Consider the following 14,278-nt stretch of genomic DNA (forward strand, 5'->3'; position numbering starts at 1 on the left):
ACACGCTGTGCTGCTCCGTCAGCGGGCGTTCAGCGAGTAGGCGGTGACCTCCAGCGCGGTATCGACGACCACGTAGTCGGGGGTCTGCCAGGCGGTGGCTTCCGGTGCGGGCGGGGTCCGGTCCGCCGTGGTGGGGGTCTGCCGCACGGTCTCGTTCATGGTGGTGACCTGCCTTCCGGTTTCCGATGGGTGGGTGAGGTCGGGTCGGTCGCTCGCGAGGAGTCAGGGGGTGGTTCTGATCCGCAGCGCCTCGCCGTCGGTGGTCGTGCTGTTCCGGACCACGGGGCCGGTGACTCCGCTGAAGCCCACGTCGTACGGGCTGGCGCTGCCGCGCTGGGCGGTGACCCGGTCCAGGGTGACGGCCGCGCCGTCGTCCGCGATGAACGCGGGCCGGTCGTCGTTGGTGTCGGTCCGTACGGCGCTGTCGGTGAAGGTGATGTCCTTGGCGTGCCGGATCCACCAGCCGTAGGAGGGGCGCACTCCATAGGTCTTGGGGACGTAGTCGGTGAGGAATTCGCCGGGGACCAGCTCCGCGTCGGAGGCGGGGTGGCCGCCGGGCACGGTCAGCCGCACCCGGTTGAAGGTGATGTCCTCGACGTCCGCGCCGGGCGCTCCGGTGATGGTGCTGGTGTAGTCGACGCCGGTCACCGGGTGGGTCAGGGCGGTGCCGGTGACATTGTCGAAGGCGATGTCGTGGATGCGTCCGGCGGGCGGGGCGCCGGGGCAGCGCTTACGGTCGCCGATCTTGATGAAGACGGGGGTGGCGCCCTTGGTCATGGTGATGTCCGAGTAGCGGACATCGCTGATGTCGGCGCCGTCCATGGACACGATGCCGATGGCCGCCTTGCCCCCGCCGCCGATCCGGAGCCGGTCGAAGCGGATGTCGCGGAAGTCGCCGCAGGTCTCCGAGCCGAACTGGAGCGCGTTGTTCTCGGTGGAGAGCACATCGGAGTCATGGACCCGGATGTCATGGCTGGTGTACGTCCGGCCGAGCGCGTAGTCGCTCTTGAGCACGACACCGTCGTCCCGGCCCTCGATGCGGGAGTGGCCGATGTCGACATGGCGGCTGTTGATGAGGTTGACGGCGTCCCGGTCGGTGCTGGTGAGCACCTTGGTACGGGTCATCCGTACCCCGTCGCAGCCGTTGAGCAGCAGCGCGAAGTGGCCGCCCCGGGTGAAGGTGACGTCCTTGATGTCCAGGTCGGAGCAGCGCTTGAGGGAGAGGATCTTGTCGCCGACGCCCGGCTCCAGGGTGTTGCTGGTGCCCAGGCCCTCGCCGTCGAGGGTGCCGGAGCCGGTGATGGCGAGGTGGTGGATGTTCTCGCCCGTCAGCAGCGCGTTGCGGAAGTGGCTGTGGCCGAAGTCCTGGTACGCGTCCCAGGGGTTGGGCTCGGCCTCGTCCATGCCCCCGGCGGCGGCGAGCAGGGTCGCGCCCTTGGCGAGGTGCAGGGTGATGTCGCTCTTGAGGTGGAGGGTGCGGGACTTGTAGGTGCCGGGCGGGAACAGCACGGTGCCTCGGCCGGGCCCGGCGGCGGCCGCGTCGATGGCCCGGTCGATGGCGTCGTCGTCCAGGGTCGTGCCGTCGCCGGTGGCCCCGTAGTCGCGCACGTCGTACGTCCGGGGAGCGGCGGGGGCCGCGGTGGCGGCGGAGGGCAGCGTGGCGAGCGCGCACGCCCCGGCCGCGGTGGCGGCGGCGAGGCGCAGACGCGTCCATCGGGCCATGTGGCAGCTCCTTCTCGGGCGCGTGGCGGTGACGTTCCTGATGCAGCGTCACGGTCTGTCGGTGTCCGGTCAATAAGCGTGCAGTCAAAATCCTCCGATCTCTCGGGAGGTGCATGGGGTGCACGATTCAGCTAAACAAGCGGAATGTGCAGGTAGTCGCGGGGTTCGGACAGCGAGAGCCCGGAGCGACCCTCTTCCTGGTCCACACCATTCCTTGACTCATGAGGGCACACCTCCTACCTTCACAGTCCCCCGATGTGAACAAGGATCAGACAGGAGAATCCTTGATGGAGCGCCCACCGCTCTTACCGCGCACCGCCCTCACCCTCGCGGCCACCGCCGCGCTGATCGCTCCGGCCGCGGTCGCCTACGGCACCGAGCGCTCCCCGCAGGCACCGGCCGCGGCCTGGAGCCTCAAGTGGAATCCGGCGGCCGGAGCCAGTGTCGCCAGCGCCTTCGAAGGCGCCGAGGACGACCGCGCCGACTCCCACCCCGGGACCACCCACATCTACCCCTCCCAGGGCGGTTTCCGGACGGATATGCACTACCCCAAGGACGTCGACACCAGCACCGACCGCCAGCGCAACGAGGTCCGGGGCATGAAGCAGGACGGCTCCGCCGTCAAGATCCTCAAGAACGAGACCTGGCGCATCCAGTACCAGATGTACGTACCGGACACGCTGGACGCGACGACGAGCTTCACCCACATCATGCAGATCAAGGTCGGGGACGTGGCCGCCCCGCTGTTCACCATGTCGCTGCACCAGCACGACGACGGCCCGAAGGTCGAGATCCGGACGTCGGACGACGCCGAGAACCTGACCGAGGCCGGGGCCGCGAACATGTCGCCGCTCCAGGGCGCCTGGAGCGATGTGTCGGTCGAGGTCAAGGCGGCCGACTCGGGCGCGTACGCCGACTGGTCCGTGACCACCGCCGACGGAAAGAAGGTCGCCGCGCACAAGCGCACCGGCCTGGACCTGTGGCGCGGCAAGAACTATCTGCGGCCCAAGTGGGGCATCTACCGGAGCCTGAACAGCGGCAACCTCCAGACCACGTACCTGCTCACCCGCAACTTCAAGGCGTACAAGCTCCAGTAGGAGGACACGCGATGAAGAGCCCTCGGAACACCCTGGCGGCCGCGGCCGCCACCACCGCGCTCACCGCCGGGCTGCTGCTCGCCCAGGCGGGCGCGGGCAACGCCGCACCGGCCGGGGCCGATTCCGCCACTTCGGCCCCTTCGTCCATCAAGACCGTCTCGTCCGGCTGGTCGATCCCGTGGGGGCTGAGCTGGCTGCCGGACGGCTCGGCGCTGATCAGCGAGCGGGACTCGTTCAAACTCTTCAAGCTCACCCAGTCGGGCACCAAGACGTCGGTGGGCACGGTGCCCAATGTGGTGACCACCAGTGGCGAGGGCGGGCTGATGGGCCTCGCGGTCTCGCCGAACTGGAACACCGATCACTACGTCTACATCATGCACACCGCGTCGGACGGCAACCGGATCGCCCGCATGACCTACGACGGTTCCTCACTGAGCGGCTACAAGGCGATCGTCACCGGCATCGCCAAGAACAAGTACCACAACGGCGGACGCCTCAAGTTCGGCCCGGACGGCTATCTGTACGCCACCACCGGGGACGCGCAGACATCCAGCAACGCGCAGAACAAGAACTCGCTCAACGGCAAGATCCTGCGGATGACCACCGACGGCAAGGCCGCCCCCGGCAACCCGTTCGGCACCCTCGTCTACTCCCTCGGCCACCGCAACCCGCAGGGCCTCACCTGGGACGCGCAGGGCCGCCTGTGGGAAGCGGAGCTGGGCAACAGCACGTACGACGAACTCAACCTCATCGAGGCGGGCAAGAACTACGGCTGGCCCACCTGTGAGGGCAGCTGCTCCACCTCCGGGATGACCAGCCCCAAGCGCCAGTGGTCGGTCGGCGAGGCCTCGCCCAGCGGGGTCACCTACGCCGACGGCGCACTCTACATGGCGGCGCTCCGGGGTGAGCGGCTGTGGCAGATCCCGGTCGACGGGACGAGCGCGGGCACCCCGAAGGCGTACTACACCAGCTCGTACGGGCGGCTGCGCACCGTCGAGACGGTGCCCGGCAAGAACACGCTGTGGCTGTCCACGACGAACGCCGACAACAACGGTGGCGAGGCGGACGGCGCGGACAAGGTGTTCCAGGTCGAGCTGAAGTAGCGGGCTCCGGGCCGGGTGGGTGCGGCCGCGCTCCGCCGAGCGCGGCCGCACCCGCGTGTCAGCGCGCGAGCCGCTCGTTCATCAGCAGGAAGGCGCCCAGCCCATGCAGGTCGTTCGTGTTGCGCTTGCGCCCGAAGTAGTACGCCAGATCACCGACGTTGGTGCCCTCGCTGATGTCGGCGATGCTGGTCAGCCCGTCCGCGTCGACCGTCACCTTGTCCAGGACGCCCCGGTAGCCCCGGCGCGCCGCCGCCGCGTAGCCGCCCCCGTGGAGCCAGCCGTGTTCCCAGGCGGCGTGCAGCATCAGGGTGTACATGCTGGAGGCCGAGGTCTCCAGCCAGTTGCCCGGTTCGTCCGCCCGGTCGACGACCTGGAACCAGCGGCCGGTCGCCCGGTCCTGGTAGCGCAAGAACCCCTTGGCCAAGTGCCGTACGTTGGCGATGAGTTCGGCGCGGCGCGGATGGCGGGCGGGCAGCATCTCCAGCACCTCGATGTGCGTCATCGCCGTCCAGCCGATGGCGCGGGCCCAGAAGTGGGCGGAGGTGCCGGTGGCGTCGTCCGGGTTCCAGGGGGCGTCGCCATCCGCGTCATAGGCGTGGTAGAGCAGCCCGTTCGACGCCTTCAAGTGGCGGAAGTACACCGAGAGGTTCCGGGTGACCTCGTCGTACGCGTACGCCTTGTCGCCGTACGCGAGGCCGTACCGCAGCAGGAACGGCTGGGCCATGAACACACCGTCGGCCCACAGTTCGTTGGTCTTGCCGGTGGCGTGCCACATGCCGCCGTCCGTGGTGCGCGGGTAGTCGGCGAAGCGGCCGCGGATCTGGTCGGCGGCGGTCCGGTAGCGCGTGTCGCCGGTCTCCCGGTGGAGCAACAGCAGCAGGTTCCCGGACTGCATGGCGTCGAGGTTGTCGAAGGTGCGGCTCATATGGCCGTCGGCGTCCACGTGGTTGTCCACCCAGCGCTTGATGTACGCCAGGTACGAGGGCTCGCCCACCCGCTGGTAGACGCGGTACGCCCCCAGCAGGAACAGCCCCCGGGTGTAGCCCCAGCCGCCGAGCGAGGCAGGGTCGGGGTAGCGGGCCATGGTGGAGTCCACCACCGCCCGCGACCAGTCCGCCCGGGCCGCGTGGGCCGCCCCGGTCCCCGGCAGCCCCGGCAGCAGAAGGCCGCCGCCGATGCCTAACGCGCTCGCGAGTACGGTCCTGCGTCTCATCACTGGACTCTCCTCTAGACAGGCGAATTGACAGGTGAGTTGCCATGCGCACGCCAAGGATAGCGCCGAGCGCACCGTACCGGGGCAAACGCGGAGGAAAGGGCCGGATCCGCATCCCCCGTCAGCAGTCCGGCCACCAGCCGTCCGGTGGCGGGGGCGAGCATCAGCCCGAGCATGTTGTGGCCGGTGGCCAGCAGCACCCGGGAGTGGCCGGGCACCCGGCCGATCAGCGGCAGCCCGTCGGGGGTCATCGGGCGCGGGCCCACCCACTCCTCCTGGAGGTCGTCCCAGTCGGCGTGGCGCAGATACGGGCGCGCGGCCGCCACGATGGCCTCGACGCGCCGCCGCCGGAACCGGTCGGGGTCGCGCTCGAACTCCATCGTCCCGGCGACCCGGACCCGCTTGCCCATCGGCGTGAGCACCACCTTGGCCGCGCCGAGGTGGACCAGCCGGGCGGGCGGGGGCTCGGCCGCCACCGAGAAGCTGTAGCCCTTGCCCGCCACCAGGTCGATGTCCACGCCGAGGCCGCGGACCAGTTCGCGGGACCAGATGCCCGCGGCGACGACCACCGCGTCGCCGCGGTACGTCCCCGCCGAGGTCCGTACCTCGGTGCGCCCGGCCCGGTCCGTCACGGCCGACACCCGGGCGCCCTCGACGAGTTCGACGCCCTGTCGGCGCAGCCGCTCGGCGAGCCGGTCCACGAAGAGCCCGGGGTCCAGCGACCACTGGTCGTCCACCACGAACCCCGCCCGGGCCCCCTCGGTGAGCGCGGGTTCGGTGTCCGCGAGGGCGGCCCCGGTGAGCAGCCCGCCGGTGGCGATCGGCGCGCCGAGACCGCGGAAGGCGGTGAGCGCCTTGGCGGCGTACTCGCGGGAGGGGAAGGCGAACAGGAACCCGTCCTTGTGCGCGTCCCCGTCCACGCCGAGCGCCTCCAGCTCCTCGAAGAGCCCGAAGGTGCCCTGCGCGAGGGCGCCGAGGGCGCTCGCCCCACGGTCGTAGTGGCGTGCGGTGGCCCGCAGCCCGAACCGGACGAGGAAGCGCAGCAGTGCGGCGCTGGTCGACGGATGGACCGCCAGGGCGCTGTCCGGGCGGTGCAGTCCGCGCAGCGCGGTGCCGATGACGCCGGGGGCGGCGAGCGGTTCCACCAGGTCGGGGCAGACCTCCCCGGCGTTGCCACGGGAGGCGCCGCTGCCCAGCCGGTCGCGTTCCAGGACGGTGACCCGCAGCCCGGCGGCGCTGAGGTAGTGGGCGCACACCAGGCCGACGACTCCGCCGCCGACGACCGTGACCGAGGAGGGCGCGGTGCCGGGGGAGGTCATGAGGTCTCCTTCACCGCGGACCGCGGCGTGGTCGGGGAGGCATCGGTGGTCGGGGCGGCATCGCGGCGCAGGCGGGAGCGGCCGCGCGTCTCGCCGTCGCGCTCCGCCGAGCTGGCGTCGGCGAGGGTCAGCCCGCTGGTCTCCGGCGCGAGGACGTACGAGGCGGCCCAGCCGATGGCGCAGATCACCGCGCCGAGGAGCATCGCCAGCCGGGTGCTGTGCGCGAGGACCACAGGCGCTCCCCAGGTGCCGATGGCGGCGCCGACCCGGCTGATGCCGGTGGCGAAGCCGTTGGCGGTGGCGCGCACCCCGGTCGGGAACAGCTCGGACGGGTAGATGGCCTGCAGACACTGGCTGGAGAAGCACGCCACGCCGAAGGCCGCGAAGAGGACGACCACGACGGCCGGTGCCGGGTGGGCGAGGGCGGCGAGGCAGAGCAGCGGGATGGCGGAGAGGCCGAAGCTCCACAGCAGCAGGGTGCGCCGCCCCTTGTTGACCACCAGGATTCCGGACAGCGAGCCGAGGACGAAGAAGATCTGCACCACGACCGCGCCGAGGTAGGAGTCGTTGCCGTCGGCCAGTCCGAAGGAGGCCAGGATGGTGGGTTCGTAGGTGGTGATGGCGTAGATGGGCAGCAGCTGACAGGCCCAGAACACGCTGACGAAGACGGTCCTGCGCAGATAGGCGCCGCGGAAGATGTCGCTGTAGCGGGTGCGCGAGGCGGTGTCCGCCTCCAGGTCGGCCACGCTGGCGCCCGGGCCCAGCATCTGCGTGAGCACGGCCTGCGCCTCGTCGGTACGCCCCTTGCTGAGCAGCCAGCGCGGCGACTCGGGGGTGCCGAAGCGCAGCAGGAGGATGAGCGCGGCCGGGAGGGCGCTGCTCGCGAGCATCCAGCGCCAGTCGTCGTGGCCGGAGGACAGCATCGCCCAGCCGACGACGTACGCGACGGCGGCGCCGACCGACCACATCGTGACCATGATGACCAGCAGCGGGCCCCGGGAGTTGCGGGGTGCGAACTCGGAGGCGATGGTGCCCGCGATGGCGAAGTCCGCGCCGATGGCGATGCCCATGAGGAAGCGCAGCACGGTGAGCTGCCATGGGTCGGTGACGAAGAACTGGGCCGCCGACAGCACGATGAACGCGGCGATGTCGAAGAGATAGACCTTCTGCCGCCCGACCCGGTCGGTGACATAGCCGAAGATCAGGCCACCGGCGAACATGCCGACCAGCGAGGCCGAGCCGATGACCCCGGCGTCGAAGGAGTCGAGGTGGTAGTCGGCGGTGAGGAGCGGGAGCGCGACGCCGATGATGCTGAGGATGTAGCCGTCGCAGAACTCGCCGCCGCCCGCGTAGAGCGTGATGAGCCAGTGGGTGCGGGTGGGGCGGGACTTTTCGAGTGATGCTGTGCTCATAGGCCGTCTCCGGAGGGGGTGCTCCTGGGGAGGAGGAGGACGGATGGCCGGGCGGTCGCGGGGCGCCCGGTGCTGATGTCGGAAGACGGTAGGCAGCGCGGGGCTCTCGGTCATCGTAGGAGTCGCACGAAGTGATCCAGCGCTCGGCGGGGTCGCTTGTACGATCCGCCCATGGACCCTCTGAGCGGCCACCCCGTCCTGACGCCGCAGCTGGCTCAGGAGATCGCCCATGACATCGGCCGGATCACCGGCTTCAATGTGCTGATCACCGATCCCGGGGCGGTCGTCATCGGCTGCGGCGACCTCTCGCGCGTCGGCACCGTCCACGAGGCGTCGCTGGAGGTGGTGCGCACCGGGCGGCCCGCCATCCACACCGCCGGGCAGGCGAGCCGGATGCGCGGGGTGCGGCACGGGATGAGCCTGCCGATCACCGTCGGCGAGGAGGTCATCGGCACGGTCTGTCTCACCGGGAAACCGTCGGAGGTGGACCGCTTCGGGCTGGTGGTGCGGCGGCAGGCCGAGATCCTGCTGGAGGAGCACGCGCTGCTGCGCTCGCGCATGCTCCATGAACGGGCGGTCGACGACTTCGTACGGGATGTCGCGCTCTACGATCCCGAGGTGGTCGACGCCGGGGCGGTGGACGCCCGCGCGGTGGAACTGGGCCTGGCCCCCGGGGCGCCCCGGGCCGCGCTGCTGCTGGAGGTGCGTACGGCGGGCGCGGGCGCCGCGGTGTCCCGGATCACGGTGCTGCGGACCGTACGGGAGGTGTTCCGGGACCGGCAGGACGTGGCGGGCGAGCAGGCGGCGGGGCGGTACGTGGTGCTGGCCGCCGCTCAGGGTGACCGCACGGCCCCGGGACGGCTCGCCGACGCCTGCGGCCAGCTGCTGTCGCTGCTGCGTGAACGCCACGGTCTGGACGGGCGGATGGCCGTCGGCGAGCCCGGCACGGGCACCACCGGGATGCACCACTCCTACCGGGACGCGGCCACCGCGCTGCGCACCGGCCCGGCGGTGTATCCGGGCGACCGTGTCTTCACCGCCTGCGACCTGCGGATACCGCATCTGCTGGGGTCGGTTCCCGGCCAGGGGCGTGCACGGTTCGCCGATGCGGTACTGGGGGAGCTGCGCGGGCAGCCGGACTGGCCGACGCTGCGCGAGACACTGATCGGCTGGGCGGAGGGCGGCTTCCATCTGGTGCGGGCCGCGGAGGGGCTGCACATCCACCGGAACACGCTGCTGTACCGGCTGGAGAAGATCGCGAAGCTGTCGGGGAAGCGGGTACGGGAGCCCGCCCAGGCCATCGAGATGTATCTCGCCTGCCTGACCGACGTCCTCCAGGAGAACACTCGCCCCGCGAGGGAACCCTGACCACACACCCAGGCTAAGGTAAGGCTCACCTAAGCCTCTGGAGTCGTTCGTGCGCAACCACCGTCTGTTTCCCCTGATCGCCGCCGCCCTGGCCGCGGCCGTCCTCACCGGCTGCGGCCCCGCTCAGTCCGCGGACTCGTCGTCGGCGTCCACGCGGAAGCCGGGCGCCCGGCAGGCGGACGGCGCCTTCCCCCGTACCGTCGTCCATGAACGCGGCAGCACCCCGGTCAAGGCGAAGCCGAAGCGCATCGCGGTCATCAGCACCGGACAGCTCGACGATCTGCTCACCCTCGGCCTCGTGCCCGCCGCCACCACCCGCGCCGACAACGCCGGTCTGGTCCCGGACTATCTGCGCGACGCCTTCCCCGGCAAGGCGAAGGCGCTCGCGGCGATGACGGACATCGGCACCCGCAACTCCCCCGCCATGGAGAAGCTCGCGGCCGCGGGGCCCGATCTGATCCTGGTCAACAGCACCCAGGGCGACCTCTACCCGACCCTGTCGGCCATCGCGCCGACCGTCGTCACCAAGGGCCGCGGGGTCAACTGGAAGAAGGACCTGCTGACCGTCGCGGACGCGGTCGGCCAGCGGGACCGGGCGGTCTCGATCGTCAGCCGCTTCGAGAAGGACGCCGCGCGGCGGGGCGGGAAGCTGGGCGGAAAGGACACGGAGCTGTCCATGGTGCGGTTCAACCCGGACCGGGTCCGGATGTTCGGCGCGAAGTCCTTCACCGGCACCATCGCCGACGACATGGGCCTCGGCCGCCCGAAGTCACAGCGCTTCGACGACATCTCCCAGGATCTGAGCGGTGAGCGGATCCCCGAGATGGACGGCGACTGGATCTTCTACTCCATCCAGGGCCGCCCCGGGAAGACGGACGCGGGCGCCTATCTCGCCAATCCGCTGTGGAAGAAGCTCGACGCGGTGCGCGCCGGACACGCCGTCACCGTGGACGACGACCCCTGGTACCTCAACGCCGGGCCGACCGCCGCGCGTGTCGTCCTGCACGACATCACCGAGCACCTGGGGCGCTGAGACGGCCCGGGACATTCGCGACGGTTATGGGGAAGGCATATCCCACCGTCACGCCCCGTATGCGTTCGGGACAATCCGTCACCATAATGCCCTCCGCAGGCAATAGTCTCGGCGTACAGGCCGCGGCGGAGGAGGTAGCCCATGGGGACGGGCGATCGCGAACAGGCACAGGCACAAGCGCGGCAGGAAGCCGACCGGCTCACCGCGCAGGGCATCCATGGCATCGCGCTGACCTGGGTGGACAACGCGGGAATCACCCGGGTCAAGTCCGTGCCCACCGGGCGGCTCGCCCAGAGCGCCCGGCGGGGCGTCGGCATGTCCCCGGTCTTCGACGTGTACCTCGTGGACGACTCCATGACGACGAGCCCTCATATCGGCGGGCCCGACGGCGATCTGCGGCTCTTCCCCGATCTCGGGCGGCTCACCCCGCTGGCCGCCCAGCCCGGCTGGGCGTGGGCCCCGGCCGACCGGTACGCCCAGTCCGGCCTGGAACACCCCGCCTGCCAGCGGCTGTTCGCCCGCCGGATGACCGAGCGGGCGCACGGGCGGGGGCTCGCGGTGCGCATGGGGTTCGAGACCGAGTGGGTCGTCACGACACGCGACACGCCCGGCCCGGACGGCGCGGCGGCCTACGCCGGGGCGGGTCCGGCCTACGGCATGGCGCGCCTGGTCGACCTCTCCGGCTACCTCGCCGACCTGCTCGACACGCTGCACACCCAGGGCGTGGAGGTGCTGCAGCTGCACCCGGAGTACGCGGCCGGGCAGTTCGAGGTGTCCGTGGCGCCCGCGGACCCGGTGGGCGCCGCCGATCTGGCCGTCCTCGTCCGCGAGACGATCCGCGGGGTGTCGTCGCGCCACGGGTTGACCCCGCTGTTCGGACCGGTGGCCGAGGCGGGCACGGTCGGCAACGGCGGCCATCTCCACCTGAGTCTGTGGCAGGGCCACCGCAATCTGTGCCGGGACGGGGACGGACCGCACGGCATGACCGCGACCAGCGAGGCGTTCCTCGCCGGAGTGCTGCGCGCCCTGCCCGCCCTGCTCGCCATCGGCGCCCCCTCCCCCGCGAGCTATCTGCGGCTCGAACCCTCCCGCTGGGCCGGGGCGTACCAGTGCTGGGGGCTGGAGAACCGCGAGGCCGCGCTGCGCTTCATCACCGGCGCCCCGGACGACCCGGGCGCGGCCAACGCCGAAGTCAAGTGCTTCGACCCGGCGGCCAACCCCTATCTGGTGACGGGCGCCGTCATCGCCGCCGGGCTCGCCGGGCTCGACGCCGGGCTCACCCTGCCGCCGCCGGTCTCCGGCGACCCGGCGCACACGGGCCGCGAGCGGCGGCTGCCCACCTCGCTGCTCGACTCGCTGGAACACTTCGAGGACTCGGCGGTGCTGCGCGAGGCGCTCGGCGATCCGCTCTTCGAGTCCATCGCCGCCGTACGCCGCGCCGAGGCGGCGCTGTTCGAGAAGGCCACCCCGCAGGACATCGCGGCCGCGACCCGGGGACGGTACTGAACGATGCACTCCGCCGAGGGGACGGCGCCCACCGGGCCGTCTCTGCCGCCGCTGGTGGACCACCACTGTCACGGGGTGGCCCGCCGCGAACTGGACCCCGCCGCGTTCGAGGCGTTCCTGACCGAGTCCGACGCGCCCGCCGCGCTCGGCACCACCTTCTTCGACAGCCAGCTGGGCTTCGCGCTGCGCCGCTGGTGCCCGCCGCTGCTCGGCCTGGAACCCCACTGCCCGCCCGCCCGCTATCTCGCCCGGCGGCGGGAGCTGGGGGTACGGGAGGTCAACCGGCGGCTGCTGACCGCCGCCGGGATCACCGAATTCCTCGTCGACACGGGCCTCCCCGGCGATCTCACCACCCCGGACGAGCTGGCCGCCGCGGCCGGGGGCACCGCCCACGAGATCGTCCGGCTGGAACACCTCGCGGAGCGCACCGCCGACACCTCGCGCAGCGCCGACGACTTCCTGGCCGGGCTCGCCGACGGGATCCGGGAGGCCGCCCGTACCGCCGCGGGCTTCAAGTCGGTGGCCGCCTACCGCTACGGACTCCACTTCGACCCCGACCCACCGGCCCCCGCCGCCGTGCACACCGCGACCGAGCGCTGGCTCGCCCACCGCGCCGAGGGCGGCCCGCCCGCCGCCCGGGTGACCGACCCGGTGCTGCTGCGCCATCTGCTGTGGTCCGCGGCCCGCACCGGGCTGCCGCTCCAGCTGCACACCGGCTTCGGCGATCCGGATCTGCGGCTGGACCGCTGCGATCCGCTCGCGCTCACCGACTTCATCCGCGCGGTCCGCCCCACCGGCTGCTCGCTGATCCTGCTGCACGGCTATCCGTACCACCGAGGCGCGGCCTACCTCGCCGCCGTCTTCCCGCATGTCTACGCCGACGTCGGCCTGTCCCTGACCCACACCGGGGCGCGGGCCGGGGCGGTGCTCGCCGAGATGCTGGAGCTGGCCCCGTTCGGCAAGGTGCTCTTCTCCACCGACGCCTACGGGCTGCCCGAGCTGTACGTGGTGGGCGCGCGGCTGTTCCGGGAGGCGCTGGCCGGGCTGCTGGACCAGTGGGTGCGCGAGGGCGCGTGGTCGGGCGGCGACGCGGGGCGCGTGGCGGCGCTCCTCGGCGCGGACAACGCGCGCCGAGTGTACGGGCTCGGCAGCACAATCACCCGTGGTCATTAGCCTTCGCCGCAGAATCCCCGGTTCCCGGGGCGCTGCGCCACGGTTTTCGCCACGATGGTGGGATGGACGAAGAGCACTTCCTGGAGCGCGCGAAGGACTTCGCGCTCCACCTGGCCGAGCTTCAGTCGCGCCTCGACCCCGCGTCGTACGATCTGCTGCTGCGCATCCTGCACGGCATCAACGACGCCATCGTGGGCCGGTCCTCGGGCGCCCCCGGTATCGACGTACCGTTCACCGCGCTCGACCGGGATCTGTTCACCCCCGCGCTCGGGCGGGAGCTGGCCAAGCTGACCAGTCTGCTGGGGCCGCACGGGCTGCAGTTGGTGGTCGAGCTGGGCAACCAGCAGGAGCGCGACCGGCGCGAGGTCGAGGCGATAGCCCGGGCCAGCGGCATGGATCCCGGGGGCGCGTAAGGGTCTACCGGCGGGTACGGTTCGGCGTGGGGCGGCGGCGTGTAGCACTGTCCGCCCCGCACACCACCGTCCCCGGAGGAGAACGCATGCGGATCAGCGGCACCACCGTCCTGCTCACCGGAGCGACCGGGGGCATCGGGCAGACCCTCGCCCGGGCCCTCGCCGCCAAGGGCGCCAAGCTGCTGCTCACGGGGCGCCGCGAGGAGGTGCTGCGGCCGCTGGCCGAGCGGCTCGGCGCCCGTCCGATCGTCGCCGACCTGGCCGACCGGTCCGATCTGGAGCGGCTGGCCGAGGAGGCGGAGGCGGCGGACACCCGCATCCTCATAGCCAACGCGGCGCTGCCCTCCAGCGGTGAGGTCCTCGGCTACGACACCGAGCACCTCGACCGCGCCCTCGACGTCAACCTCCGCGCCCCGCTGCTGCTGTCCCGGCTGATGGCACCGCGGATGGTGGCCGCCGGGTCCGGGCAGCTGGTGATGATCGGCTCGCTGTCGGGCCGTACCGCCTCCCCCGGCGCCGCGCTCTACAACGCGGCCAAGTTCGGGCTGCGCGGGTTCGCGCTCGGGCTGCGGCAGGACCTGCACGGCACGGGCGTCGGGGTCACGCTGGTGCAGCCCGGGTTCGTCGGCGACGCCGGGATGTTCGCCGACTCGGGCGCCAGCACCCCGCCCGGTGTCCGTACGATCACCACCCGCCGGGTGGCGGCCGCCACCGTCCGCGCGATCGAACGCAACCGGGGCGAGGTGAACGTGGCCCCGCTGGAGCTGCGCTTCGGCAGCGCCCTCGGCGGTCTCTTCCCCACCCTCGCCGAGCGTGCCCAGCGCCAGGCCGGTGCCGGGAACACGACCCGGCAACTCGCGGACGGACAGCGCGACAAGCGCTGAGCACACCGTGGTGTAGGTTCGGGCGACCCGAACCA

Annotated in this window: 13 protein-coding genes; 8 read left to right on the plus strand and 5 right to left on the minus strand. The window is 71.7% G+C overall.

Translation table 11 applies throughout. The features are described 5' to 3' along the window. Positions 1–18 precede the first annotated feature (18 nt). Entirely contained in the window at positions 19–159 is a 141-nt protein-coding gene (gene pqqA, locus ACFV9T_RS13915) for a pyrroloquinoline quinone precursor peptide PqqA (protein WP_385439681.1), read from the minus strand. Between the two features lie 63 nt (positions 160–222). After that, on the minus strand, positions 223–1,722 hold the full coding sequence (locus ACFV9T_RS13920) for a glycoside hydrolase family 28 protein (RefSeq protein ID WP_385439684.1): 1,500 nt from the start codon (positions 1,720–1,722) through the stop codon (positions 223–225). Positions 1,723–2,009: 287 nt separating this feature from the next. Here ACFV9T_RS13920 and ACFV9T_RS13925 point away from each other — a divergent pair, with 287 nt between their 5' ends. Next, complete coding sequence (locus ACFV9T_RS13925; RefSeq protein WP_385439686.1) at positions 2,010–2,819, plus strand: hypothetical protein; 810 nt, start codon at positions 2,010–2,012, stop codon at positions 2,817–2,819. A gap of 11 nt (positions 2,820–2,830) precedes the next feature. Then, entirely contained in the window at positions 2,831–3,922 is a 1,092-nt protein-coding gene (locus tag ACFV9T_RS13930) for a PQQ-dependent sugar dehydrogenase (protein ID WP_385439687.1), read from the plus strand. A gap of 58 nt (positions 3,923–3,980) precedes the next feature. Here the strand turns inward: ACFV9T_RS13930 and ACFV9T_RS13935 are convergent, their stop codons facing one another. The 3 genes from ACFV9T_RS13935 to ACFV9T_RS13945 are packed head-to-tail and all read right to left on the minus strand — an operon-like array spanning position 3,981 to position 7,866. After that, the gene (locus tag ACFV9T_RS13935) at positions 3,981–5,135 is read right to left on the minus strand and encodes a glycoside hydrolase family 105 protein (RefSeq protein WP_385439689.1); all 1,155 of its coding nucleotides are present in this window, start codon (positions 5,133–5,135) and stop codon (positions 3,981–3,983) included. A gap of 14 nt (positions 5,136–5,149) precedes the next feature. After that, positions 5,150–6,454 (minus strand): NAD(P)/FAD-dependent oxidoreductase, encoded by a 1,305-nt coding sequence (locus ACFV9T_RS13940; RefSeq protein ID WP_385439691.1) that lies wholly within the window; start codon positions 6,452–6,454, stop codon positions 5,150–5,152. Then, complete coding sequence (locus ACFV9T_RS13945; protein WP_385439692.1) at positions 6,451–7,866, minus strand: MFS transporter; 1,416 nt, start codon at positions 7,864–7,866, stop codon at positions 6,451–6,453. The genes ACFV9T_RS13940 and ACFV9T_RS13945 overlap by 4 nt, the downstream gene beginning before the upstream one ends. A gap of 171 nt (positions 7,867–8,037) precedes the next feature. Here ACFV9T_RS13945 and ACFV9T_RS13950 point away from each other — a divergent pair, with 171 nt between their 5' ends. The 6 genes from ACFV9T_RS13950 (at position 8,038) to ACFV9T_RS13975 (ending at position 14,243) form a co-directional block, all read left to right on the plus strand. Then, positions 8,038–9,234: a CdaR family transcriptional regulator gene (locus ACFV9T_RS13950; RefSeq protein WP_385439694.1), complete on the plus strand. Its 1,197-nt coding sequence runs from the start codon at positions 8,038–8,040 to the stop codon at positions 9,232–9,234. A 49-nt stretch (positions 9,235–9,283) separates the two neighbouring features. Further along, positions 9,284–10,267 carry an ABC transporter substrate-binding protein gene (locus ACFV9T_RS13955; protein ID WP_385439696.1) on the plus strand — a complete coding sequence of 328 codons (984 nt, stop codon included), beginning with the start codon at positions 9,284–9,286 and terminating at the stop codon, positions 10,265–10,267. A 141-nt stretch (positions 10,268–10,408) separates the two neighbouring features. Further along, positions 10,409–11,773, plus strand: coding sequence for a glutamine synthetase (locus ACFV9T_RS13960; protein WP_385439698.1), 1,365 nt, complete (start codon positions 10,409–10,411; stop codon positions 11,771–11,773). Positions 11,774–11,776: 3 nt separating this feature from the next. Beyond that, the gene (locus ACFV9T_RS13965) at positions 11,777–12,946 is read left to right on the plus strand and encodes an amidohydrolase family protein (protein ID WP_385439700.1); all 1,170 of its coding nucleotides are present in this window, start codon (positions 11,777–11,779) and stop codon (positions 12,944–12,946) included. A gap of 62 nt (positions 12,947–13,008) precedes the next feature. Further along, on the plus strand, positions 13,009–13,359 hold the full coding sequence (locus tag ACFV9T_RS13970; protein WP_385439702.1) for a hypothetical protein: 351 nt from the start codon (positions 13,009–13,011) through the stop codon (positions 13,357–13,359). Between the two features lie 86 nt (positions 13,360–13,445). Next, positions 13,446–14,243 (plus strand): SDR family NAD(P)-dependent oxidoreductase, encoded by a 798-nt coding sequence (locus ACFV9T_RS13975; protein ID WP_385439704.1) that lies wholly within the window; start codon positions 13,446–13,448, stop codon positions 14,241–14,243. The last annotated feature ends 35 nt before the right edge of the window (positions 14,244–14,278 follow it).

This window comes from Streptomyces sp. NPDC059850, from assembly GCF_042731515.1.
Taxonomy (GTDB): domain Bacteria; phylum Actinomycetota; class Actinomycetes; order Streptomycetales; family Streptomycetaceae; genus Streptomyces.

Bases quoted from the DNA above. Each gene is read 5' to 3' on its own strand.
- ACFV9T_RS13920 (WP_385439684.1), bottom strand. From the start codon at position 1,722: ATGGCCCGATGGACGCGTCTGCGCCTCGCCGCCGCCACCGCGGCCGGG.
- ACFV9T_RS13935 (WP_385439689.1), bottom strand. From the start codon at position 5,135: ATGAGACGCAGGACCGTACTCGCGAGCGCGTTAGGCATCGGCGGCGGC.
- ACFV9T_RS13970 (WP_385439702.1), top strand. From the start codon at position 13,009: ATGGACGAAGAGCACTTCCTGGAGCGCGCGAAGGACTTCGCGCTCCAC.
- ACFV9T_RS13930 (WP_385439687.1), top strand. From the start codon at position 2,831: ATGAAGAGCCCTCGGAACACCCTGGCGGCCGCGGCCGCCACCACCGCG.
- ACFV9T_RS13960 (WP_385439698.1), top strand. From the start codon at position 10,409: ATGGGGACGGGCGATCGCGAACAGGCACAGGCACAAGCGCGGCAGGAA.
- pqqA (WP_385439681.1), bottom strand. From the start codon at position 159: ATGAACGAGACCGTGCGGCAGACCCCCACCACGGCGGACCGGACCCCG.
- ACFV9T_RS13945 (WP_385439692.1), bottom strand. From the start codon at position 7,866: ATGAGCACAGCATCACTCGAAAAGTCCCGCCCCACCCGCACCCACTGG.
- ACFV9T_RS13975 (WP_385439704.1), top strand. From the start codon at position 13,446: ATGCGGATCAGCGGCACCACCGTCCTGCTCACCGGAGCGACCGGGGGC.
- ACFV9T_RS13950 (WP_385439694.1), top strand. From the start codon at position 8,038: ATGGACCCTCTGAGCGGCCACCCCGTCCTGACGCCGCAGCTGGCTCAG.
- ACFV9T_RS13940 (WP_385439691.1), bottom strand. From the start codon at position 6,454: ATGACCTCCCCCGGCACCGCGCCCTCCTCGGTCACGGTCGTCGGCGGC.
- ACFV9T_RS13965 (WP_385439700.1), top strand. From the start codon at position 11,777: ATGCACTCCGCCGAGGGGACGGCGCCCACCGGGCCGTCTCTGCCGCCG.
- ACFV9T_RS13925 (WP_385439686.1), top strand. From the start codon at position 2,010: ATGGAGCGCCCACCGCTCTTACCGCGCACCGCCCTCACCCTCGCGGCC.